General features: G+C 43.1%; 25 protein-coding genes. 20 read left to right on the forward strand and 5 right to left on the reverse strand.

Features of this window, described 5'->3' with window-relative positions; all coding sequences use genetic code 11:
* Positions 1 to 34 precede the first annotated feature (34 nt).
* Complete coding sequence (pgk, locus tag ABH09_RS08950) at positions 35 to 1,291, forward strand: phosphoglycerate kinase (RefSeq protein ID WP_253714128.1); 1,257 nt, start codon at positions 35 to 37, stop codon at positions 1,289 to 1,291.
* A gap of 11 nt (positions 1,292 to 1,302) precedes the next feature.
* The gene (locus ABH09_RS08955; protein ID WP_253714129.1) at positions 1,303 to 1,665 is read left to right on the forward strand and encodes a DUF1667 domain-containing protein; all 363 of its coding nucleotides are present in this window, start codon (positions 1,303 to 1,305) and stop codon (positions 1,663 to 1,665) included.
* Between the two features lie 222 nt (positions 1,666 to 1,887).
* On the opposite strand, the gene thrS is transcribed toward ABH09_RS08955, so the two are convergent.
* On the reverse strand, positions 1,888 to 3,648 hold the full coding sequence (gene thrS / locus ABH09_RS08960; protein ID WP_253714130.1) for a threonine--tRNA ligase: 1,761 nt from the start codon (positions 3,646 to 3,648) through the stop codon (positions 1,888 to 1,890).
* Between the two features lie 148 nt (positions 3,649 to 3,796).
* Between thrS and ABH09_RS08965 the strand changes: the two genes are divergently transcribed.
* Positions 3,797 to 4,840 carry a threonine aldolase family protein gene (locus ABH09_RS08965; RefSeq protein WP_253714131.1) on the forward strand — a complete coding sequence of 348 codons (1,044 nt, stop codon included), beginning with the start codon at positions 3,797 to 3,799 and terminating at the stop codon, positions 4,838 to 4,840.
* Between the two features lie 246 nt (positions 4,841 to 5,086).
* Here the strand turns inward: ABH09_RS08965 and ABH09_RS08970 are convergent, their stop codons facing one another.
* Positions 5,087 to 5,572 (reverse strand): hypothetical protein, encoded by a 486-nt coding sequence (locus ABH09_RS08970; RefSeq protein WP_253714132.1) that lies wholly within the window; start codon positions 5,570 to 5,572, stop codon positions 5,087 to 5,089.
* Positions 5,573 to 5,892: 320 nt separating this feature from the next.
* On the opposite strand from ABH09_RS08970, the gene ABH09_RS08975 reads away from it, so the two are divergent.
* The 14 genes from ABH09_RS08975 to ABH09_RS09040 all read left to right on the forward strand — a co-directional run bounded on the left by ABH09_RS08975 (position 5,893) and on the right by ABH09_RS09040 (position 16,171).
* Positions 5,893 to 6,807, forward strand: coding sequence for a DUF4349 domain-containing protein (locus ABH09_RS08975; protein ID WP_253714133.1), 915 nt, complete (start codon positions 5,893 to 5,895; stop codon positions 6,805 to 6,807).
* A gap of 23 nt (positions 6,808 to 6,830) precedes the next feature.
* Positions 6,831 to 7,469: a HEAT repeat domain-containing protein gene (locus tag ABH09_RS08980; protein WP_253714134.1), complete on the forward strand. Its 639-nt coding sequence runs from the start codon at positions 6,831 to 6,833 to the stop codon at positions 7,467 to 7,469.
* On the forward strand, positions 7,453 to 7,917 hold the full coding sequence (locus tag ABH09_RS08985) for a hypothetical protein (protein ID WP_253714135.1): 465 nt from the start codon (positions 7,453 to 7,455) through the stop codon (positions 7,915 to 7,917). Before ABH09_RS08980 ends, ABH09_RS08985 begins: the two co-directional genes overlap by 17 nt.
* Before the next feature lie 33 nt (positions 7,918 to 7,950).
* The gene (locus tag ABH09_RS08990) at positions 7,951 to 8,985 is read left to right on the forward strand and encodes a S66 family peptidase (protein ID WP_253714136.1); all 1,035 of its coding nucleotides are present in this window, start codon (positions 7,951 to 7,953) and stop codon (positions 8,983 to 8,985) included.
* A gap of 15 nt (positions 8,986 to 9,000) precedes the next feature.
* Complete coding sequence (locus tag ABH09_RS08995; protein ID WP_253714137.1) at positions 9,001 to 9,600, forward strand: histidine phosphatase family protein; 600 nt, start codon at positions 9,001 to 9,003, stop codon at positions 9,598 to 9,600.
* 34 nt (positions 9,601 to 9,634) lie between these two features.
* Positions 9,635 to 10,708, forward strand: coding sequence for a hypothetical protein (locus ABH09_RS09000; RefSeq protein ID WP_253714138.1), 1,074 nt, complete (start codon positions 9,635 to 9,637; stop codon positions 10,706 to 10,708).
* Between the two features lie 139 nt (positions 10,709 to 10,847).
* Entirely contained in the window at positions 10,848 to 11,225 is a 378-nt protein-coding gene (locus ABH09_RS09005; RefSeq protein WP_253714139.1) for a hypothetical protein, read from the forward strand.
* 29 nt (positions 11,226 to 11,254) lie between these two features.
* Positions 11,255 to 11,545, forward strand: coding sequence for a transposase (locus ABH09_RS09010; protein WP_253714140.1), 291 nt, complete (start codon positions 11,255 to 11,257; stop codon positions 11,543 to 11,545).
* Positions 11,542 to 12,405, forward strand: a complete 864-nt coding sequence (locus ABH09_RS09015) for an IS3 family transposase (protein ID WP_253714141.1) — start codon at positions 11,542 to 11,544, stop codon at positions 12,403 to 12,405. The genes ABH09_RS09010 and ABH09_RS09015 overlap by 4 nt, the downstream gene beginning before the upstream one ends.
* A gap of 103 nt (positions 12,406 to 12,508) precedes the next feature.
* Positions 12,509 to 13,792 carry an McrB family protein gene (locus ABH09_RS09020; RefSeq protein WP_371922108.1) on the forward strand — a complete coding sequence of 428 codons (1,284 nt, stop codon included), beginning with the start codon at positions 12,509 to 12,511 and terminating at the stop codon, positions 13,790 to 13,792.
* Positions 13,779 to 14,123, forward strand: a complete 345-nt coding sequence (locus ABH09_RS09025) for a hypothetical protein (protein WP_253714143.1) — start codon at positions 13,779 to 13,781, stop codon at positions 14,121 to 14,123. The genes ABH09_RS09020 and ABH09_RS09025 overlap by 14 nt, the downstream gene beginning before the upstream one ends.
* A 33-nt stretch (positions 14,124 to 14,156) precedes the next feature.
* Positions 14,157 to 15,176, forward strand: coding sequence for a 5-methylcytosine restriction system specificity protein McrC (locus ABH09_RS09030; protein WP_371922155.1), 1,020 nt, complete (start codon positions 14,157 to 14,159; stop codon positions 15,174 to 15,176).
* Positions 15,177 to 15,186: 10 nt separating this feature from the next.
* The gene (locus ABH09_RS09035; protein WP_253714144.1) at positions 15,187 to 15,483 is read left to right on the forward strand and encodes a hypothetical protein; all 297 of its coding nucleotides are present in this window, start codon (positions 15,187 to 15,189) and stop codon (positions 15,481 to 15,483) included.
* Between the two features lie 331 nt (positions 15,484 to 15,814).
* Positions 15,815 to 16,171, forward strand: coding sequence for a hypothetical protein (locus ABH09_RS09040; protein WP_253714145.1), 357 nt, complete (start codon positions 15,815 to 15,817; stop codon positions 16,169 to 16,171).
* Between the two features lie 4 nt (positions 16,172 to 16,175).
* Here ABH09_RS09040 and ABH09_RS09045 read toward each other — a convergent pair whose 3' ends face one another.
* Positions 16,176 to 17,177: a PDC sensor domain-containing protein gene (locus ABH09_RS09045; protein WP_253714146.1), complete on the reverse strand. Its 1,002-nt coding sequence runs from the start codon at positions 17,175 to 17,177 to the stop codon at positions 16,176 to 16,178.
* A gap of 198 nt (positions 17,178 to 17,375) precedes the next feature.
* Complete coding sequence (gene ppdK / locus ABH09_RS09050; protein WP_253714147.1) at positions 17,376 to 20,138, reverse strand: pyruvate, phosphate dikinase; 2,763 nt, start codon at positions 20,136 to 20,138, stop codon at positions 17,376 to 17,378.
* 202 nt (positions 20,139 to 20,340) lie between these two features.
* Between ppdK and ABH09_RS09055 the strand changes: the two genes are divergently transcribed.
* Both ABH09_RS09055 and ABH09_RS09060 read left to right on the forward strand, forming a co-directional pair.
* A complete protein-coding gene (locus ABH09_RS09055) occupies positions 20,341 to 22,005 on the forward strand; it encodes a Na/Pi cotransporter family protein (protein WP_253714148.1) in 1,665 nt (554 codons plus the stop codon).
* A 55-nt stretch (positions 22,006 to 22,060) separates the two neighbouring features.
* The gene (locus ABH09_RS09060) at positions 22,061 to 23,485 is read left to right on the forward strand and encodes an AMP-binding protein (protein WP_253714149.1); all 1,425 of its coding nucleotides are present in this window, start codon (positions 22,061 to 22,063) and stop codon (positions 23,483 to 23,485) included.
* Between the two features lie 115 nt (positions 23,486 to 23,600).
* Here the strand turns inward: ABH09_RS09060 and ABH09_RS09065 are convergent, their stop codons facing one another.
* Positions 23,601 to 23,984, reverse strand: coding sequence for a hypothetical protein (locus ABH09_RS09065; protein WP_253714150.1), 384 nt, complete (start codon positions 23,982 to 23,984; stop codon positions 23,601 to 23,603).
* A 222-nt stretch (positions 23,985 to 24,206) separates the two neighbouring features.
* Here ABH09_RS09065 and metG point away from each other — a divergent pair, with 222 nt between their 5' ends.
* Entirely contained in the window at positions 24,207 to 24,557 is a 351-nt protein-coding gene (gene metG / locus ABH09_RS09070; RefSeq protein WP_253714151.1) for a methionine--tRNA ligase subunit beta, read from the forward strand.
* Position 24,558 lies beyond the last annotated feature (1 nt).

Consider the following 24,558-nt stretch of genomic DNA (forward strand, 5'->3'; position numbering starts at 1 on the left):
ATGAACACCGCCCCTAATATAATGGAGGAATGCAATGGTTAAAACGGTAAGAGATGTAGATCTTCACGGCAAGCGTGTTATCATGCGGGTTGATTTTAATGTTCCGATGAAGGACGGGGTTGTGCAGGACGATACGCGAATCGTTGCAGCATTACCGACTATCAAATATATTTTAGAGCAAAAGCCGCGTTCGTTGGTGTTGATGAGCCACCTCGGCGATCCTGCCAAAGATTCAAAGAAAGCTGAGGAAAAAGCGGCTAAGGACGGCAAGCCGTTTGACAAAGAGGCCTACATCGCCGGTAAGCATAAGATGAAGCCGATAGCGGCATATTTGGAAAAACTGTTAGGTATGCCCGTTCGGCTTGCCGATTCCTGCAAAGGACAAAAGGCGGTAGTCGATGCACTTCCCGAAGGCGGTATCTTGATGCTTGAGAATACGCGCTTCCATCCCGAAGAAACCTCGAAGGACACTGCAGAACAGGAAACACTTGCCAAAGAGCTTGCCTCCTACGGCGATGTATACGTCAACGACGCATTCGGAACTGCACACCGTGCTCATGCTTCTACGGCAACCATCGCGAAATTTATGAAGGTAAAAGTTGCCGGTTTTTTAATGGAGAAAGAAGTTAAATATATTGAACCGATGGTAAAAAATCCGCCCAAACCGATGGTCGCCATCATCGGCGGCGCAAAAGTTTCTTCAAAAATTGCCGTACTGGATAGTCTTTTGAAAAATGCCGCTGCGCTGATTATCGGCGGCGGCATGGCCTATACCTTCCTTAAAGCGCAAGGCCATTCAATCGGGAAGTCCTTAGTCGAAGATGATTTTATCGACACAGCAAAAAAACTTTTAACCGATGCAAAGGCAAAGGGCGTTAAAATAATCCTGCCGGTAGATCATATTTGCGCCGCTTCTTTTGCCGCCGATGCAAAACCGGAAAGCGTGGACGGCTGCGACATCCCCGATTCGCTTATGGGAATGGATGTCGGACCTAAAACCATCGAATTGTACAAGACGGAAATCTTAAACGCGAAGTCTATCGTGTGGAACGGCCCGGTCGGCGTGTTTGAATTTGAAGCTTTCTCCCACGGAACGGAAGCGGTTGCCCGCCTTGTGGCCGAAGCAACCGGAAAAGGCGCAGTAACGGTAGTCGGCGGCGGCGACTCCGTTGCAGCCGTCAACAAGTTCCATCTTGCCGATAAGATGAGCCATGTATCTACCGGCGGCGGCGCCTCACTCGAATTCTTGGAAGGGAAAACCCTACCGGGAATCGCCTGCCTCGATGCATAAACGAAGGCATCATGAAAGAATTTACCTGTGTTTCCTGCCCTATGGGCTGTAGACTCCGAGCAATTGAAAAAGACGGCGCCTACACAATAGAAGGATATAGCTGTAAGCGAGGGCTTGAGTACGGCTTGCAGGAAATGAAAGATCCTCGAAGAAATATCAGCTCGACGGTGCGCATTGAAAACGGCTTTTTAGCGGCACTTCCCGTCAAAACAGCAGCGCCTATTCCGAAAGGCATGATTTTTCAGGTGATGAAAGAGATCAACAAAATCAGGGTAACGGCGCCGGTGAAGACAGGAGCAGTCATTATTCCCGATGTGCTTCATACGGGCATCGACATTGTCGCAACCCGCGATATGCCATGCCGCGCTGAGTAGTTTATGATGCGGCGCCGGTTTTAACGTGCCGCTCAATCACGAACCTATAACAAAACGGCCGGTAATTCTTGCTGAACTACCGGCCGTTGTCATTTATACATACTAGACCTGTTCAGAAACGGAAGTTTCCGAACAGGTTTATTTTCGGTCGAACATCTCTAGGGCATCTGAAAAAAAACTCAGGTATAGCCTTTAGAGATGCTTCATCACTATATCTTTCCGTTAAAATTCTGCGCTTGTTGCAACAGTGTCGGTCTTGAGTTTTAAGAAAGCGGTAAATTCATCGACGGACATCGTTTTTTGCGCTCCTTTCAAAAGCCGGACGGTAACACTGTTGTTCTGCTTTTCCTTTTCCCCGACAACAAGCTGATATGGAATTTTTTGTTCCTGATACTTCCGTATCTTTGCATTCATACGGTCGGTATCAATATCAGCCTTTACGCGAAAGCCGGCTTTTGAAAGAGAGGCGGCGATACTTTCGGCATATTCGTTAAATACGGGCGCAACGGGAATAACCATTGCCTGCACCGGAGAGAGCCACGGGGGCAGCGCACCGCCGAATTGTTCAATCAAAATACCGATAAACCGCTCCAGCGAACCGAGCGCCGCGCGGTGCAGCATGACGGGCTGATGCTTTTGGTTGTCCTCTCCGATATACTCGGCATTCAATCGGTCTTTAGAGGGCAGTTGATAGTCCGCCTGTATGGTGCCGCATTGCCATTCACGACCGAGCGCATCGACAAGCGTAAACTCCAGCTTCGGCCCGTAAAATGCTCCTTCTCCGGGGGCAATCTCGTATTCAAGACCGGCGGCTTTACACGCTTCCGCAAGCGCATTCTCTGCCCTATCCCACGTTGCATCATCACCGACCCGTTTTTCAGGCCGCGTAGAAAACTTGACGAGTATAGCTTTATCGTCAAAGCCGAAATCTCGATAGAGCGATTTAAGCAGGTTACAGAACTTGCACACTTCGGAGGAAATTTGTTCTTCCGTACAGAAAATATGCGCGTCATCCTGCACAAAACCACGCACCCGCATAATCCCATGCAGCGAACCGGACGGTTCATTCCGCGTACAGGAGCCGAACTCCGCAATACGCAGCGGCAAATCGCGGTAGCTTTTAATTCCCTGTTTAAAGATTTCAACGTGCCCGGGACAGTTCATCGGTTTAAGCGCAAACACCCGTTTCTCGCTTTCGGTGATAAACATATTTTCCTTGTATTTTTCCCAGTGCCCCGACCGAAGCCAGAGACTCTGCGGCATAACAAAGGGGGTATTTACCTCAACATAGCCGTCTTCTTTAATCTTCTGGCGTACATGCTGCTGCACGGTTAAATAGAGCGTCCAGCCGTTCGGGTGCCAGAATACTTCGCCGGGATTGTCTTCTTCGATATGGAATAAATCGAGTTCCCGTCCTATTTTGCGGTGATCGTTTTTCTCCGCTTCCGCCTGCATCGTCAGATAGGTTTTAAGGTCATTGGGCGTTTCCCATGCCGTACCATAGATACGGGTCAGCATCGGACGTTTTTCATCGCCGCGCCAATAGGCTCCCGCAATTTTTTGCAGCTTAAAACTTTGAGCGTTAATTTCTTTTGAATTGGCAACATGCGGCCCTCTGCATAAATCAACAAAATTACCCGACCGGTAAATCGAGATTTCCGCATCTTGCGGTAAATCATTGATAAGTTCGCACTTATACGGTTGATCCTTAAAAAGCTCAAGCGCTTGTTGCCTACTGACGATTTCTTTTACAAAGTTCTGCGGAGTTGATAAAAGACGGCGCATTTCTTTTTCGATACGAGCAAGATCATCCTGCGTGATCGATGTCGGAAGGTCAAAATCATAATAAAATCCATGTTCAACGGCAGGCCCAATAGCGACCTTTGTGCCGGGGAATAAATTCATAACAGCTTCTGCCATTATGTGCGCAATACTGTGCCGTAGTAACGGTAATTTTTCTGATTTCGGTAATGAATACTTCATACACCCTCCCTTTTATATCTTCCATTATATAAATATAAGTAAAAGCATACCGCCGAATTTTTAGGCTGTCAAGATACCATAAAACTGTCTGCATAAATGCTAGTCAAAAAATCTTGCGCAAAAATCTGTTATCCGATAATCTTACGGTATGGAAACTCAGTATAAACTTTCTTTCGCTTCGGATTATATGGAAGGAGCACACCCTGCGATTATTCAGCGCCTCGTACAGACAAATATGGAACAAACGGCAGGCTACGGAACCGATGAATACTGCGAACGGGCTCGCTCCCTTATCAAAAAAGCGTGCGAATGCCCTGAGGCCGCTGTGCATTTTCTTGTCGGCGGTACTCAGACAAATGCAACGGTTATCGATGCACTCCTCAATCGGTATGAAGGCGTAATCGCGGCACAGACAGGGCATGTTGCCGTACACGAAGCGGGCGCGATAGAGTTCGGCGGGCATAAAGTGCTTTCTATTGCCTGCGACAAAGGTAAAATCACGGCCGCTTCGGTTAAGCGGTATCTACTGGATTTTTATGCGGATGGAAACTATGAGCACATGGTATATCCGGGGATGGTATATATCTCGCAGCCGACGGAATACGGAACGCTCTACAGCAAGCAGGAGATGACCGCAATCAGTGCAGTGTGCCGCGAGTATCATATTCCGCTGTATGTTGACGGAGCGCGGCTTGCGTATGCGCTTGCCTGCAAAGAAAACGATGTAACGCTTGCCGACCTTGCAACGCTCTGCGATGCTTTTTATATCGGCGGCACCAAATGCGGAGCCCTCTTCGGCGAAGCGGTTGTTATTCCCGATCCGAAACGCAGCCCGCATTTTTTTACCATTATGAAACAACACGGCGCCTTACTCGCAAAAGGAAGGCTACTCGGCATTCAGTTTGAAATGCTTTTTACCGATGACCTGTATCTTCATATCGGGGAAAATGCAATCCGTGCCGCCGATACTATCCGCGCTTTTCTTGCTTCACACGGGTATGAACAATATTTTACCGCCCCGACAAATCAGATTTTTATCGTCCTTGACAATACACGCTATGCAGAACTTTCAAAAAAAATCACATTCGGTTTTTGGGAAAAGAAAGACGATTCGCATACCGTTGTCCGCATCGCAACCGACTGGGCAACCACGCCTGAGAACGTAGAAAAGCTCTTACAAGCGCTTGCATAAACGACAAAGGTCTATGTAAAAAAGTCGATTAGATTTTTACTGCCGCCGCTTTGAATTGGATCGATTTTATCCTTGCCGCAACGGGAAAAATGAAAGATGGGGAGAAAAAATACATAAGCGAATGGTAAGGTGAATGTGCCTATGTTTAGAATTCAGTCATTGTTATACAAAAACTTAATTTTAAAGCCGCGGGGATGACGAAAAAGCAATCGACTTTTAAGACATCCCTGCGCGCTCACTCTAACTCTAATGTTTTATAATATCAAACTTAGCTGACGTTATTTTTATGTCGAAGTGCGCATTATCGAATGTTTTTAAATCACCTTTCTGCAGCCAACCGCTGGTATAATCGCTTGGGAAATGTGCGCCGCCATCGGAAGCTACTATTTTAATCAAATGGATATAATCACGACTCGACTTATTTGTTGTCCCACTTAAAAGGATACCGTTAATTGTGACTGTCTTTTTTTCTCCGACGTTTAAAGAAATGACACCGGATGTAGCGGTATCTTCTTTAGCTAATTTAGAATCGTTTGAAATACTGTTGGAGGCAATGATACTTACAACAACGCTGCATTGCACCCCGCTTTTATTCTCAAGTTCAAAAGTCATATCGGTTCGCTTATAAACAGGTTCGGTTTCATCAGCCTGACCTTTACAACTCGACATAAAAAAAACCATGCCGATCAGCGCAACGAATGCACCGATAATAGATACGTTCTTCCGTTTCATAAAAAACTCCTTTCCGCATATTTGTGCGGATTATCACAGAAATGTATGTAAACGAACCTCTGACATATAGAACAAATTGCTAACCCGCTCTAATATATGAGGGCGTTCACATTGTAAAATATCTTCTATATTACCCCCCCCCCCATAAATGTCAATACCCACAGCATAAAATACAGGGCTTCCGTATAGGAGCAGATTAGCTACTTACAAAAAAAATTGTCGAAAGAACATATCCATGCTATACTCGGCGTATGGATTTTTTACGGCGGACATTACCAACCGACACGAAACCGATATAAACCCAAAAGGAGTACCATTATATGAATCGTCATTGTATTTTTCTATCTTTTTTTATTATCTTTTCAGGAACTGTTGTCTTCAGCTCATGTGCTAAAAAAAGCGATTCGGTTTCAACTAGACAGGTATATGCCGAAGCTGAACATCCCGCAGGAGCGGTAAAAAATGCGGCATACGCAAAAGATGCAACCACAACTGATGTAGATACCGCCGATATGCAGCGTCCCTTAGACGGCACAGAGACTGCAAATACCGCTGCAATGCTCGAACGGCAGCTCATAAAAGAAGGCTCGATCAATTTTGAAACGCACGATATAGCGGAAACCCGTCAGCACATCGAATCACTCGTTCAAAAATACGGCGCGTATATCAGTCAAGAAGATGAGCGAGCAAGCTCTTCACGGATATATCAGAATATGACCGTCAGAATACCTAAGGCTCATTTTGATGTATTCGTAACGGAACTTTCCGGCGGCGTTAAAAAAATTGATGAAAAATCCATTACCGTACAGGATGTAACGGAAGAATTTATCGATAGTACCGCACGCCTTGCCGTCAAAAAAGAAACGGAACAAGGATACCTGCGGCTGCTCAACCAAGCAAAAACAATAAAAGATATCCTCGATATTCAAAATGAACTGCAGGATATACGGTCGGATATAGAATCGATAGAAGGCAGACTGCGGTATCTGAAAAATTCCGTTAATTTCAGTACGCTGCATATCAGCATGTACCAACAGATAGAAGTCGCATCGGAAACCGGTTCACTTTTTATGCCGGTATGGGATGCAATAAAAGGCGGAGTACAGGCCTTTGCCGCGGTCTGTATCGCACTGTTGTACGCCTGGGTATTTATCGCGTTGGGAATAGCCGCAATTATCATCATACTGCGTCTACGGAAACGGCGGCGGAAGGATAAGGCTGAGAAAGTACAATAGAAAATTTTATGTGACTAGGTATAATGATAGACAAAGAGATACTGAAAGAATTAAGCGTAATCACAAAAGACAAGGTGCATTGGAACACAGCGATTAATGATGTCGCAGCAAAACTCGGCGAACAGTATTCAGCGGATGTACAAGCAAAAGCGTTGTGGCTTCTCGGTGAAATGGGATTACAATATCCGTTATCGGTGCAGCCGTATATTGAACAAATTGCTGGCTATTTAAAAGACGGTAATCCGAAACTGCGGGAGCGCTCGATAAACGCATTGGGACGAATAGGCAGGGCAAACAAGGATTTGATTCTCCCTTATTTTGACACAATGATGAATATGCGCTCCGACACAGCAGAAGCGGTACGGCTTGCGTTTGTATGGGCTTGTGAAAATATTGCAACAGGCGCACCGGAACTTTTTTGCGACACATTGGATTTGTTCTATGAGTTGATATCGGATAAGGGAGAGCGCGTACGAATTGAGGCGCCTGAAATGTTTCGGGTAATGGGAAAACGGCTGCCGCATTCTGTAGAACCGTACTTGGAAAAACTGGAATGGTTTGCACAACATGATCCGCATCCTGTTGTCCGTATTCACAGCAGCGGCGCAATTCGCATAACGAAAAAAGCATTGGAGGAAAGTAAACATGCCGCAGATGAGTAAAGGTGGAAAATATATTTTCGGCTGGTCTGAGATACGGGAAGATGGAGCGCTCATCTTTCCGGTACCGGCAGTGGAAGAATATAAATTACACCAAGAGCAATATATTTACATCGTTTCCGGCAGTAAGCAGACGGGCGGATTTTGTGTGATGAGCGAGACTCTGCTTTCCCGCTCAACACTCAATCACATCTTAAAAGAAAACCCTCGTTTGGCGGATAGGACACTCAAAGAGGGTGAGTTAATTTCATATAAGGGAAGAAAATACGGCTGGCTTACCTTGAAAGATAATGGAGTTCACCTTTCAGAATCTTTAATGCAGATGTTGGATATAAAGACGGGAGATAAACTATTGGCAATTCGAAGCAGTAATATTGCTTTTACTATGGGTGCAAAAGGTTCATTAATACAAAAAGCAAATGAATATACTGGAGAAATAGAAGTCTTCTGAAAATATAGTAAGAAGCTACTGAGGAGAAAAACTATGACGGTAAAAAAGATAGCGATTATCAGCCTTTCACGGGGTTTGCTCGGCGAGCCGTTTATTAAGCACGGGGAAGAATTGGGTTTTAGGCGTTTACGCTCGTATGGAATAGAAGTTGTTACTACCGCGAATGCCTGTAAAGGAATTGATTTTCTTCAAAGTCATCCCGAAGCCCGTGCGCAGGATTTATTGGATGCTTTCTCCGATCCGTCTATTGATATGATTCTGTGTGCAATCGGCGGAGAGGACACATACAAGCTGCTGCCGTATTTATTTGAACATGATGAATTACGGAAGGCGGTACAGCATAGCAAAAAGATTTTTCTCGGATTCTCTGATACGACGATGAATCATTTTATGCTGCATAACGTAGGCGTGAATACTTTTTACGGTCAATCGTTTGTTGCGGATATCTGCGAACTTGAAGATGAAATGCTGTCGTATTCAAAAAAGTATTTTGAAGAATTGATTACAACCGGCACAATAAAAGAAATCCGCCCGAGCGATATGTGGTATAGTGAGCGTACGGCATTTGATGAATCACAGATCGGTGTAAAAAGAGTGCGGCACCAGAACAATGGATTTGAATTGTCGCAAGGGAAGTCCGTATTCTCCGGCGCTATTCTCGGAGGCTGCATTGAAACACTGTATGATATGTTTGACAACGCCCGTCATAATGACAGCCCTGCTTTGTGCCGCCGGTATAATCTTTTCCCGAGCATTGACGATTGGCAGGGTAAAATACTGCTTTTGGAATCGAGCGAAGAGCGTACAAAACCAGAGCTCTATCAAAAGATGTTACAAGCCTTAAAAGCAACCGGCATTTTTGAAGTTATAAACGGTATCCTTGTCGGCAAGCCTATGGACGAAGTATATTACGAAGACTACAAACGCCTTTTAATCAGCGAAATCAACAAACCGGATTTGCCGATTGTGTACAACGTTAATATCGGACACGCAACACCGCGGTGTATTATTCCCCTCGGCATTGAGGCAACAGTTGATGCGGATGAACAGGTTATACGGTTTGCATGAAAGAGGAGCTAAAAAATGACATATATTTATTTTGTGAGGCATTGTCAATCGGATCATACGAAAAGCGGCGATGAACAATTTCGGCCTCTGACGAAGGAAGGACTTGAGGACTCCCACGCAGTGTTGCATTATCTTAAAGATAAAAACATTGATGTGTTCATTTCAAGTCCATATAAACGAAGCTATGACACGATCGCAAAGGCTGCCGAATATTATCATCTACAAATAAAAACCGATGAAAGATTGCGGGAACGAAAATCAGGCAAAAACGGGAATACGTTTGAACTGTTTAAAAAGCGATGGGCGGATAAAAATTACGCGGAATCGGATGGGGAATCGCTTTATTCCGTGCAAAAAAGAAATATCGAAGCGCTTAAGGAAATAATAGAAATCTATCGGGATAAAAATATCGTAATAGGAACCCATGGTACCGCTTTAAGCACCATTCTCAATTATTATAATCCGGCATTTGGCTGCGATAGTTTTATGAGAATAATTGACTATATGCCGTATATTGTAAAAATTGAATTTGACGGAGCGCAGTACGCCGGAATGTCTGAGGAACTTATTATCAAAAAAGAATATAAACTACACACAGCACATGATAAAAATTGATATGAATTTTCAAAGACATAAAGGATTGAAGAAAATGATGAAAATACGAATTGCGATTGTTCTATTCCTCTACTGTGCTGCAACAACTGTTGTATATGCACACGGTAAGGCTGATGCAGATGCTGCACGCAATACTAATTATACCGGTACGATATATTTATACGGTGAACAGCACGGCGTTAAGAAAATAACGGATAAAGAACTGACACTATGGCGTGCATATTATACCAAAGGCTTGAGGCATTTATTTCTTGAACTACCCTCTTATACGGCAGAATATCTTAATATGTGGTTAAGAGAAAAAGATAATACCATCTTAGGAGAAGTATTCAATGATTGGAAAGGAACAGCTTTTCATAATCAACATACATATAACTTTTTTATGCAGATAAAAGAGCTGTGTCCGCAAACTGTTTTCCACGGTACCGATGTAGGGCATCAATACGGTACAACCGGAGAACGTTTCCTGCGCTACCTCGAAAGCAAACAGCAGCAGAACATTCCCGCATATCTCCGAGCGCAAGAGATCATACAACAAGGTATTGCCTATTATAACAGCAGCAATGCAAAGGCTATGGCATACCGTGAAAATATGATGGTTCAGAATTTTATTTATGAACTCAAACAAATTCAAAATGCCGATATAATGGGAATATACGGTTCTGCGCATACGGATACAGCTGCACTTGATTCTACCGGAGCCGTTCCCTGTATGGCGAATCAATTAAAATCAATCTACGGAACGAATCTCAACACAGAGAATTTAAGTCCGCTCGCTAAGGACATAGAACCTATCCGCATAGATATCATAACGGTAGCGCATACCGACTATCGTGCGTATTATTACGGCAAACAAGATTTGACCGGATTTAAAGACTTTGCATACCGCGAATTTTGGCAACTTGACGGCGCATATAAGGCGCTCAAGAATTCCGGCAAAACCGGTGATTGGCTCCCGGAATCAAATTACCCTATGAAGGTTGAACCCAATCAGGTTTATGTAATTGATTATACAAAAACCGATAATACAAAGATGAGACTGTATTATATTTCGGAAGGGGAGATACGGAACGGGCAGCTTATAACGGAAAATATTACGATGGAATGACGAACAAACGGGATGCGGTACAATAGCATATTTTGTACGGTTAGGTATATAATATATGCGAATGGATATGTACTATTCTAAATCTTCAAGTGTCCAATAAAGATATGCGATTATTATATGCAAAATAGGGAGAATAAATATGGATATTTTAAAAGATAACAACACGAACCCACACTTTTGGTCAGGCGGTATTTATTGGGGAGAAAAAGATAAAAAACTCGACGAATTTAAAAGGGACAGCTATTGGCAAATAGGATGGGATCAAGGTGCTGAGACAAGAGGCGCTAAACAAGCGTGGAATAATATTAAAGAAGTCGAAATTGGTGATTATCTTGCTTTTCATGGACACGGCGGAAAAAATATCCTAAAAATCTATCAAATTTCAAGAATTATAGACAAAAATGAAAATGAGGGAAAAATATTCATAGAACAACTGAATGATGATGAGGATGAACTCTTCCATGGAAAAGCTCCTAAAATGGGAAAAGGAAATTGGAAAGGTACGAAACTTGTATAATAAAAGTAGACAGGTAAAATGGAGAATATATGAGACGTGTTTACAAGAATTATACGAAGGAATTAAAAGAGCAGGCATGTAAGCTGGTTGTTGAAAAAAACATACCCGTGCGTATTGTGGCAGAGAAATTAAGTGTACGAGTACAGCTTTTATACAAATGGTTAAACCAATATGAAAGCTATGGACAGGAAGCTTTTGTCGGTTCAGGACGAGTAAGAAGTGCAGATGCGCAACTGAAGAAACTGCAAAAGGAAAACGAGTACTTAAAACTGGAGAATGAAGTACTAAAAAAAGTAGCGGCATACTTTGCGGAAAAGTGAGCGAATGCGTCAAAATAGCAAAAAAGTATTTTTCTCAAAGAAAAATAAGCACTGTATGCCGGATACTTGGCGTATCGCGTAGCAGCTACTATAGGCAAGCAAAGGAGCAGAAAGAAGAAGAAAAACAGCTTGAGCAGCGTATCATTTCTACATTTGCCAAACATAAGGGAAATTATGGGCGGATACGGATCAAAAAAGCGCTTGAGCGAGAGCATATCAAAGTGAGTGAATGGAAAATTGCTCGAATTATGAAAGAGAACGGATTAATAGCGAAAGGAGGCAGGAAAAAAGGGCGAGGAAAAAGGAGCAAAATAGTGCAACAGGAAAAAATAATTAAACAAAATGTGATTAAGGACAAATTTGCCGTGAAGGAAGTAAATAAGCTTTGGAGTTCGGATATCAGTGAATTTAAGATAACAGGAGGCAAGGTGTATGTTTGTGGGATAATAGATATTGCAAGCAGGGTGATTGTTGGTTGGTCAATCCAATTACATATGAGAGAAGTCATTGTACATCAAGCTCTGAAAATGGCTTGCGGCCGCCATGTGAATGTACCAGCTGAACGCTATATGCACACTGATGGCGGTAGCCAGTTTTGCTCAAAAAAGACAACGGAGCTGATTGAGAAAGCAGGTTTTATCAAAAGTATGTCAAGACCCGGAGTTCCGCAAGACAATCAGCCAATTGAAAGTTTCTGGAAGACCATGAAACGAGAGATGCCGAGTATTCGTCATATGAAATTTGAACAGGCGAAAGCAACGATAGTGGAATATATAGAGTTGTATTATAACAGTGAAAGACTTCATTCGAGTATTAATTATCGAATACCGAATGAAGCTTACCAACAATTATCAATTTAATGTGTCTACTAATACTTGACAAGTTTCTACTTTATTACAGGTAACGGGAACCGAGGCCATACAAACAATTTTCGGGAAATATATTACTGAGGACAATAAAACGATGGGAAATAATGAACTAAAAAAATATACGGATATTCTCCGTATGAAGAAAAATATCATTCTACAGGGTGCTCCCGGAACAGGAAAAACCTACACCACTGCAGCATTGGCGCTCAGCCTTATTGATGAAAATATCAGCTATTTCAATCATGATGTAGTCATGGAAAAATATCAAGAATATGTTGAAAAGGGACAAATAGCTTTTATAACTTTTCATCAGTCAATGGATTATGAAGACTTTGTTGAAGGATTAAAACCTCAACTCGTGGAAAACTCCGACGGAAATACAGCCGGTATTGCGTACCGTGTTGAAGACGGTATATTTAAGCGCCTCTGTAAACAAGCGATTAAAGATTCCGCCCTTGTATCAATGCAAGATAATTTTGAGTCCGTTTGGGGCAAACTTGTGGATGAACTAGATGAAAAAGATTTTATAGAAATACCTTTATTAAGTGGAAAAAACACATTTCGGATTGAATTAAATGAATACGGAACAGGACTAGCAACTCGCACGTATGAAGATGATAGTTTTCAAAAAGATCGATGGATAAGCGGGAAATCAAAGTTTTTCAGTAAAGAACAACTGTATAATGTATATCGCGGATTGCCCGGCACTCCAGCACGAGGCCACGATAACTATCGAAAAGCGATTATCCGATACTGCAAGGAAAATTTAGGTCTTATTGAATACGCTTTACCTTTAAACAATACACAATCCAACACTAATCCTTTCATTCTCATTATCGACGAAATAAACCGCGGGAATGTTTCGAAGATATTCGGCGAGTTGATTACCTTGCTTGAATCGGATAAACGCATAGGAAGTATGCATCCGATAAACGTACGGCTTCCCTATTCAAGAGAACTTTTTTCCGTGCCGCCGAATATCTATCTTATCGGAACAATGAATACAACCGACCGCAGTGTAGGAACCATTGATTACGCAGTCCGCCGCCGTTTTGCGTTTATTACATTAAAATCCGAAAAGTCAGCTATTGAAAAATTTTATGACAATGTACCGGGAGGTACAGATGCAGCATTAAAAAATAAAGCACTTGAATTATTCTCTTCAGTAAAACGCTTTATCGAAGAGAATAAAATAGAAGAGGATTTTGATGATTTAATGCCCGGACACAGCTATTTTATGGCAAAAAGCGATGCCGAATTGGAACAAAAGTTTATCTATGAGGTATTACCGCTTCTTCACGAATATCATAAAGATGGATTGCTTAAAGCCATTTTCGATGAAACGAAAATAAATAATCAAATTCATGACAACCAATAAGCAGCAGCAAGTTATATACTTTACAGAACATCAACAACCGGAACCGCACGATAGACAAGTGTTGGAACAGCTTACGCAAGATATTAATAATCCGATTGTGTTTTCAGGAAATCCCGACATGAACAAAGCTCCTGTCTATCTCGGAATTAACAAAGATTTTACGGCAAGTTACTATATAGGAACATGCTGGCTGCAGGAAGGTGAAATTGCCGCAGCAGTAATGCCGAAAATGGAATTGGACTATTTTGAGATGTTGAGGGCAGCACTTGCCGTTGATACCGAATATGAGCTGCAATATTTTTCAAAATGCTATGGTATTGATTTTGACTAGCCTGCAATACCGCTTAAACAAGATATCAATTATCTGACACCGCTTTTAATTGTACATTTTATTACTTTAACCGAAAAAATAATACGGAACGGTCTTAAAAAAGGATATGTGTATCGAGAAGAAAACTTAAAAAATAAAATCAAAGGAAAAGTATGGGTTTCAAAAACGATTAAAGAGAATCTTAGTAAATACGGATTGAACAAAAATATCTGCGCATTTCAAGAATTTACGACGGATATTCCCGAAAATCGGCTCTTGAAAAAAGCCTTGTTGTTTTGCAAAAAAATGATGAGCACATCTGAAAGCTTTACAAGGCATAGCGCCGGTCAAACGCTGGTGCAGAAACTCCCTCGTATATTACTCAGCTTTGAAACGGTTTCGGAATATATTCAGCCTTCCGAAATAAAACAATTCCGTGCAAGTAAATTATTTCCTCATTATCGTTCAGCATTGGAGCTTGCAAAATTCATTTTACGGCGATACGATTATTCGATAAACTCTATTTCGGCATTGGAACAGGAGACTGTACCGTATTGGATTAATATGTCCGGCCTATATGAATTATATGTATACGCTCAGCTCATTAAGAATTATGGGAAAGAGAATATCGGATTTCAAGTAAGCGGATATGAAAAAACTGCGGTTGATTTTATTAAAAAAGATGAACAGCTGATTATCGATGCAAAATATAAACCGCAATATGCTCATTCAGATGCAGGGATGCTTGATGATATACGGCAAATCAGCGGATATGCCAGAGATAAAAAAATATTGAAAGCGCTTGGTATCAGTGAGCATTCCCATGATGAAATAAAATGCCTCATCATCTATCCTGAACCACAAAACAAAACAGAGAGTAATAATAACCCTAGTCCGAATGAAAATAAGCTGAACGAACGATGCAATATTTTTATTGATGGTAACGATCAAACACTTATAGAGCAAGCCGTTGAAATTAAATATTTTAGAAACTTTTATAAGATCGGTATTCCACTGCCGTATAATCTATCTCAGATTATGATGCCGTCGATAATTAATGACTTACACTATTGAAAATGAGCGTATGAAATTAATCCAAAAAGCTTTTTTATACAAACTTGAAGCGGAAATACACAACGGAAAATTAATATATACACAAAAGAGGTTGCTTTCAAAAATTTCAAAGGAATGCAACCTCTATGATTTAGATGATGAAATATATGAATCGGTATATAAAGATTGGCGCATTGGAATTATTGCTGCTATACTTTTTTTCTTGGCAGGATTTATCATAATAACCATCTATGTTAATTCAAACACAATCGATAATTTCTTGTTTTATTCGTGCGGAGGGTTTAATACCCCGACGCTTGCGTCGTAACAAAGGGTATTAAAGCCGACTGCAACCACCTTATAGAACATACAGTGCGAAACGTTGAGCACTGTACCCCGACGCTTGCGTCGGGGTATGTTGATTTTATCCCTGCCGTAATTCTGACCATTCTCTTTTTTATTACGATGAGAAAAACAGTTTATATCAATTCAAGAGCCGGTATATTTGAATTTCTCTATACTGAAGAAGCTCTCTATTTTCTCAGCGGACTGATAAGTGAGTATGATACATTGTATAAAAATATAATATAAAAGAGTTTACCGGAAAATATCTTTCCGAACAATTAGAAGAGATAAAAAATGCAGTCGATTTAAAAAGTATGTCTAAAAAAGAAATAAAAGAAATTATTAATACTCATGCAGAACAGTTATTAGATTGTTTTTGTCCGCTATGCAATAAAAGAAAAGGTATAAATGCATTAACCATAAATACCGTCTTCAGTATATTGATTTTGACGTTCCGCCATACGAACATTGAAATCGGCTGCAAAGAGTGTTTAAAAGAAAAAGTAAAAAAAGCAAATATCATGTCTTTATGCTGCGGAATCTGGAGCCTTCCATTCGGCATTCCCGTAACGCTGTTTGCAATTTTTAAAAATATACATTCTTTGAAATATCTAAACATGGATATACCGACAAAGACATTAAAAAAATATGTATTAAAAGCGATAAAATAGCGAATTATACCATTTTCCGTATTGCTACACCAACAATAGTTATTGCAACTACGAGGAAAAGGACACTTGTCACAACGACCATACTAGTAAACTTTTTTGTAGCTCCAGTTAATTCCAACTCAGGAGCGTTAAGGACGACCGTCCATCCGGTAGTCTGCATGGTAGAGTATGCAGCTATACAAGGAAGATCCATAAACGTGTAGTGCCCAACCCCTGTTTGACCGGTTAACGCAGTCTCTATAAAAACCTTAAAAGATGCAAGACTTTCATCTGCTGCTGCTTCCGATATGATATTGTACTTATTTTCTACAAAATGTAGATCCCTATCAGCGATTATTATTCCCGTTGAACCGAGTACGGAACAATAGCCGGTATGTCCTACTGTTATGGATTCGATTTTTTTCGAGAAAAAATCCGATGAAACAATCATGCTGAGTACACCGGTAATTTTATCACCCATGTGGATAGGAACCGCAAAGATAAATGATACGGTATCTATAGACGAAAACACAGTTGGTTCTGAAACGAAATATTTCCCGCTTGCTGCTGCGCTAAACCATTCTTCATTTAAAGTAGATACTCGTTCACCGCTATTTATAAAGCCGTGCCCATCCATATCACAGAACATTATTCCACGGATTGCATCGTTAAAAGCAGCTTGTTCATACACGATCTTTGCTTTCTTACTATTGGGAATAGATCGATCATTAAGCACCGGCGCATGGGCCAGTACTTCGGCATATTGAAAACAAGCGGCCGTTTCTTTATCTAACATATCAGCGACCGCTTCCGTTTTATCAACCAGAGCTGTTTCGGCTTGTTCACGAACCATTCTTTTTACGGCTTTGACTGCAAACCGGCTTTGTACGGCAATACCTATAATCAGCATACAACTAACTACGGCTATCAGTTTTCTGCGCAGCCGTATTTTTTCCGTTTTACTTTTTTCAGCCTCATATCCGTCAGAATGTTGATTTTCGGGATATATTGTTCTATATCTTCCCATAATAATTACCTTGCTCGTATAACTACATCCGACTCTATTTCTACAATACTGGGCATCTCTAAAAAACTAACCGAGTTTTAGAGATGCCCTATCGATATATTATAATATCCGATATCAAACTATAAAGTAAAAAGGCTGCCCAAAAACTCATAGCTTCGGACAGCCTTCCGGTCGCAAGTTATATCAACTAACGATTATTTACTTCTTTTTTGTTGCGGTTTTAGCAGATTTTGCCGTTTTAGCTGTCTTTGCAGTTTTAGCCGCTTTCTTAGCTCCGGCCTTTTTATCCTCTATTGCAGCCTGTGCAGCAGCAAGGCGGGCAATCGGGACGCGGAAGGGTGATGCCGAAACATACGACATACCGGCGCGGCAGCAGAACTTGACAGATTCCAAATCACCGCCGTGCTCACCGCAGATACCGACCTTTAATTCGGGGCGGGTAGAGCGGCCTTTTGCAATACCGTCTTTCACCAGTAAGCCGACTCCAACCTGATCCAAAGACTGGAACGGATCGGCAGGGAATACTCCCGCTTTTTGTTCATCGACATAGGCAGGCAAGAATTTCGCAGCATCGTCGCGGCTGATGCCAAGCGTCATCTGCGTCAAGTCGTTGGTTCCAAACGAGAAGAACTCTGCCCGTTCTGCGATTTTATCAGCCAACAAGGCTGCGCGCGGAGTTTCGATCATCGTACCAACCGCGTATTTAATCTTAGCATCGTGTTTTTTAAGGATTGCATCGGCAACATTGCGGACTCTCGCTTCAAGGATCGCAAATTCTTTCGGATCGATGGTAAGCGGGATCATGATTTCCGGCAGTACCGTGATGCCTTTTTTATGCACATTGCATGCCGCAGTAATAATAGCGGTTACCTGCATTTCGAGGATTTCGGGATAGGTAATTGCCAAGCGGCAGCCACGGTGTCCGAGCATCGGGTTCGCTTCATGAAGCTGTTCAACCCGTTCCTTTACGCTTGCGAAACTGATATTGAGCGCTTCGGCCAATTTCTGCTGTCCTTCTTTATCATGCGGCACGAACTCGTGCAGCGGCGGGTCGATTAAGCGGATGGTAACGCCCTTTCCGTCCATCACTTTAAAGATGCCTTCAAAGTCCTTTGTTTGAATCGGGAGCAGCTTAGCCAAGGCTTTTTTGCGTCCTTCGGTGCTGTCTGCAACAATCATCTCACGAATCGCAAGGATACGCTTTTCGTCGTTGAAGAACATGTGCTCGGTGCGGCACAAACCGATACCTTCGGCGCCGTGTTCAAGGGCGACCTTTGCATCTTCGGGACGATCCGCGTTGGTGCGTACTTTGATAGCACGTGTCTCATCAACCCACTTCATCAAGGTCTTATATGATTCCGGCTGTTTTGCCTGTACCAATTTCAGCTCGCCGACATATACGTCGCCTTTAGTTCCGTCAAGGGTGATAAAATCGCCTTCTTTAAGAACCTTACCGTTATAGCTGCATTCGCCTTTTTCGTAATCGATGACAAGTTTTTCGCATCCGACGATACAGCATTTTCCCCAACCTCGCGCAACAACAGCTGCGTGGCTCGTTTTTCCGCCGGTCGCAGTTAAAATACCCTGTGCGGCATGCATACCGCCGACATCTTCGGGGCTGGTTTCCTTACGTACGAGAATTGCTTTTTCTTTCTTTGCAGCCAGCGCCTCTGCCTTAGCGGCGGAAAAACAGATTTTTCCGGCGGCTGCACCCGGGACTGCGGCAATTCCGCTGACAAGCAAGGCGGATTTCAAATTAGGCTGCTTATAGTCAATGGCAGGATAGAAGATACCTTCAATATCGCTCGCCTTAATACGCATAATCGCTTCTTCTTTGGTGATAAGCCCTTCATTTACCATATCGACGGCCATTCTGAACGCAGCGGCAGGAGAACGCTTACCGGTACGGCACTGGAGCATATAGAGTTTACCTTCTTCTACGGTGAACTCCATATCCTGCATATCTTTGTAGTGGTTTTCCAAAAGAGCGCGGACTTTACAGAGCTGATCGTAGGCTTTTTTATCTTCTTTTTCAAACTCGGAGAGTTTAATCGGCGTACGGATACCCGCAACGACGTCTTCACCCTGCGCATTAAAGAGATAATCGCCGTAGAATATGTTTTCACCGCTATTGGGATCGCGCGTAAAGCAGACGCCGGTACCGGAGGTATCCCCCTTGTTACCGAATACCATCTGCATAACGTTGACTGCAGTACCCTTAATCCCGACGAGATTTTCTACGCGGCGATAGGTAACGGCTTTTTCAGCCATCCAAGAATTGAACACTGCTCCGATAGCACCCCAAAGCTGTTCGATCGGATCCTGCGGGAAGTCTTTTTTAATTTCTTTTTTATACAGTGCCTTAAACTTTGTGATAACTTCTGCAAGCTCATCTTCATTTACATCGGTATCGCCGACTTTCTTACCCGCTGCAATGTTCAAGCGTCCGCGGGTATGCTTTTCTTTTATCTCATCAAAAAGGTCATCGAACTTTATGCGATCGATGCCCATTGCCGTTGAGCCGTACATCATAATAAAGCGGCGATATGCATCCAAGGCGAAACGGCGGTTAGACGTCTTTTTCGCCAAGCCTTCGACCGACTTATCGGTTAAACCGAGGTTCAAAATCGTTTCCATCATACCGGGCATCGAAACCGGAGCGCCTGAACGAACGGAAACCAAAAGCGGATCATTGGGATCACCGAGCTTCTTACCGGCACTTTTTTCCAGCTTTGCCAAGTTTTCTTTTACAGACTGCTCCAGACCGGCAGGATATTTTTTATTGTTCGAATAATACAACTGACAAACTTCAGTAGTAATCGTAAAACCTGCGGGAACGGGCAACTTTGCGCGAGTCATTTCGGCCAAGCCGGCGCCTTTACCACCCAGCAGCTGCTTCATTTCGCCGTTGCCTTCCGCCTTGCCGTTTCCGAAGAAATAGACGTACTTTTCTTCTGCCATGATTTCCTTCCTTAATTAAAGTAGATAAAAATAGATTAAATACCTATCATATAAATAATACAATTATTGTATAATGTACGATAGTTTATGTCAACGGTTCGATCATAGGCTCAATCAGAGCTGCGGGCAACATCATCAAACCGGTTTGATAAAAACCGTGGATATCATTGCAAAATACATGACCTTTTGCTATGCTGTCGGCATGAAAATAGTTGTAATCTTCCTGCAGGCTCTGGGGAGTCTTGGCTTCATTCTGTACGGCATGAAATTGATGAGCGAAGGAATTCAAAAAAGTGCCGGCGGAAGCCTTCACCGAATCCTCAATATGATGACCGGCAATCGGATCCTTGCCGTAATTACCGGTTTTGCAGTTACCGCTATTGTTCAATCATCAGGCGCAACCACCGTTATGACCGTTTCTTTCGTCAATGCGGGCCTACTCTCGCTCACGCAGGCAATCGGCGTAATTTTCGGCGCCAATATCGGTACGACAGTTACCGCATGGATTGTCGCGTTGGTCGGCTTTCAACTTAAACTCGCCGAAATCGCAATACCGGCATTCGGTATCGGCTTCTTCCTTACCTTCTTCAAAAGAATCCGTCAGGAAAGCCTTGGCGAGGGCATTATGGGGTTTGGGCTCCTTTTTACGGGACTCGGTATTCTCTCTTCCCTGATGCCGGATATCTCCGCCGATAACCTTCCATTTTTATCATTAGCTGCGGACGGCGGTATCTACAGCATTGCCATCGGTTTTATTGCAGGCTTCCTTTTAACGGTTATTCTGCACTCCTCATCGGCAACCACCGCTATTATTCTAACTATGGCGTACGGCAAGGTTATCGGCATTGAATTTGCTGCGGCAAGCGTACTCGGCAGTAACGTCGGTTCGACAATCGACGCAGTTATTGCGGCCATCGGCAGTAAACTCAACGCACGTAGGACGGCCATGGTACACGTACTGTTTAACGTATGCGGCGCGCTTTTGTTCTTAATCTTTTTTAAACCGTCGCTTGCGTTGTTGTATCGCCTAACGCCGGAAGGCAGCAGACTTGCAAACATAACCATCCGGCTGGCACTTTTCCACTCATTGTTCAATATCATAAATACCTTGATTGCACTCCCGTTTGTTTCGTATATTGCGCGTTTCGTAGAATGGCTTGTTAAAGATAAAGGAAATGAATCGCCGGAACGGTATCAGCTGGTTATGCCGAACGAAACGGCAATTAAAGAGAACATCGAAGCGTACATCCTACAGGCGGAACGGGAAATCAGCATGATGTCAACGGTCGTACGAAAGATGTTCGATACGATTCGCCCCTTATTGGAAGATGATTACAAAGGATCTGTTGAAGCCGTCATTGAACAGCTTGTACAGCAAGAAGACTATGCAGACCAAATGCAAGAAGAATTATCCCGTTTCTTAATTGCAACCTCCCGTTTGTCGCTCAGCGTTAAAGCGGAACATAATGTACGGCTGATGCTGACCATCGTCGATAACCTCGAAAATATGACCGATCATATCTATGAATTGGGGCTACACATCGAAAAGAGCAAGAAGAAAAAGCTCAATATTCCGAAAGAGGATATGGATAAACTGTTGCCTTATCTCGGCGTCGTCAATCAGTTTATTCACTTTGTACACGATCACTTGAATAAGCCACTAGCACAAGATCAATTGGCTCTTGCCGATGAAATGGAACAAACAATCGATGCAATGCGCAGCAATCTGAAAAAGCTCGCACGAAACCGTTTGGAAGAAGGCGGCAATGTTAAGGCGGAGCTTTTGTATATCGATATGGTACGGACAATTGAAAAGGTCGGAGACTGCGCGTTCAGTATTTCCGAAACACTCAGCAAAACGATGTAACAGTTTACCGGCAAGGTAATCCAATACAGTCATCCTATGGGTAATGAGGTGAAATATGGAATTGTTGAGATATGCTGAAGAAGATCCGCAGCGGGTATTGGCGATAACCGATAGCGGTAAAACATTACATTACAGCGAAATCAATACAGCTGCAGCAGCACTCCCGAAAGAAGCAGCCCATCAGCTGGTGTTCCTTCTCTGTAGAAATTCGCCCGGGACGCTGCTCGGATACCTCGGTTGCTTAAAGGCAGGCGTCGTACCGCTCTTGCTGGATGCACACATTGCACCCGATCTTTTACAACACTTAATTCAAACCTATACGCCCGCCTTTTATTATATCCCGCAAGACTTACCGGAAGAAACAAAAAAGATACTCCCGATGAATAAACCCGTTACAACAATAGCAGACAGCATACTGCTCCGTTCGGATAAAAAAGGGCCGGAGCTTTTTCAAGATTTAGCGCTGCTCCTCACCACATCAGGAAGTACCGGCAGCCCCAAACTCGTACGCTTAACGTACCGCAACATCTGTGAAAACGCACGGTCAATCGCAGAATACCTGCACATTACCGACAAGGAGCGGCCGGTAACTATGCTGCCGATGAGCTATTCATACGGAATGTCCATTATCAATAGCCATGTCCTTATGGGCGCAACCGTCATATTGACCGGGCACGATATCTTAACCGCTGCGTTCTGGGAACGGGTTAAACAAGAGAACGTCAGTTCGCTTGTGGGAATCCCCTATACCTATCAAATGTTCTCCCGTCTACGGTTGACCGAAATGGAGCTGCCGGCGCTCCAAACGCTGACGCAAGCGGGGGGAAAATTGCCGTATGAGCTACATCAAAAATTCGGCGAATGGAGCCTGAACACCGGACGGCGCTTTTTTGTGATGTATGGGCAAACCGAAGCCGCACCGCGCATGGCATATCTGCCGCCTGATAAGACAATGGAAAAATGCGGCAGTATGGGCATTGCAATCCCCGGCGGAGAATTAAAACTAATTGACGAAGCCGGTGCGGAAATTACCGCGTCCGATACTGTCGGTGAATTGGTGTACCACGGACAAAATGTTTCGATGGGATATGCGGAATGCGCTGCCGATTTAGCGAAAGGCGACGAGTGGCAGGGAACGCTGCATACCGGGGATATGGCAAAACGGGATTCGGACGGGTATTTTTTTATCGTCGGGAGGAAAAAGCGGTTTATCAAGATATTCGGTAATCGGGTTAATTTAGACGATACCGAACGGCTGCTGTCTGCCGCCTTTGCCGATACCGAATTCGCCTGTATCGGGCAAGACGACCTTCTCTGTGTTTATACAACGCTTAAAACTAAAGAACAGCATCGCGCAGTATCGGAGTATCTCGCACAAACGACACGGCTTCCGGCAAAGGTGTTCCATGTCTTTTTTATCGAGGCTATCCCTAAGAATCCCGCGGGCAAAACGCTCTATTCGCAGCTGGAGATACGCTAGGGCATCTCTAAAAACTCGCATAGCTTTTAAAGATGCCCTGTACAGTTGTCCGTACATACAAAAAACGGCTGCCTACCTGCACGGTAAGCAGCCGTTGTATTGCCCAGTCTATTTTTTAAAGGTCTTTCATCTGTTTTGCCGTAGGACTAGAAACCTTCTTTAATTTAAACGTCATTGCACCACCCTTTGATATTGTCATCGTTTCGCCGCTAATTTTATAATTACATTCAACAGCAGCTATATACGGAGCTTTAATTTTTCCGTTTTTTGCAGTATAGTCGCCTGAGGTTACCTTCGAAAGTGTACCCAACATCTTCTGGGCGACAATCATTTTGCCATTCGCACCAAAGTAAACATACTGTTCGAAAACTGGCGAGCCAGCAGCAGTGTCTGTCACCTGCCAAACAGAATCAGCCTGTACCTTTCCGCCGCAGCTGGTAACAAACAGGGCGCTTCCGATAAGAAGGGTGAGCATTGCAAGTAATGAAAGTTTTTTCATCTTTTGTTCCTTTACATAATGCAATAATACATTACGTTTCTGAAAATGCGTCCGCCATACGGCGAACGTAAGTTACACATTGCGCATAACTTCTTTTCTATATTGCTCTCCCTCTCCCCTTAAAGTCAAGCACAAATATTAAAAAAATGAAAAAAACCAGTCCGATGCAATTGCTATCTTCTCGGCTTGCAGTTTTCGGCTCTTTCTCATATACTGGACAGCATGAGTGAGAAAACAACTGAAATAATTACCTATGATGATTTTGCAAAACTGCAGCTGAAAGTCGGCAAAGTTTTGGAATGTGTAAAAGCTGAAAATGCGGAAAAACTCTACATTTTACAGGTAGACCTTGGCGAAGAAAAGCCGCGCCAAATCGTTTCGAGCCTCGTTGACTACTACACTGCCGAAGAATTGGTCGGCAAAGAGATTATCGTGCTTGCAAACCTCAAGCCTGCTAAAATGCGCGGGCATATTTCCGAAGGTATGCTGCTCTGCGCGGAAACTACGGATTCTTCGGTCTGCGTTCTGCTCAAACCTGAAGCACCGGTACCTGCCGGTACTAATATCACCTAAC

The sequence above is a fragment of the Treponema sp. OMZ 803 genome, from assembly GCF_024181165.1.
GTDB lineage: Bacteria > Spirochaetota > Spirochaetia > Treponematales > Treponemataceae > Treponema.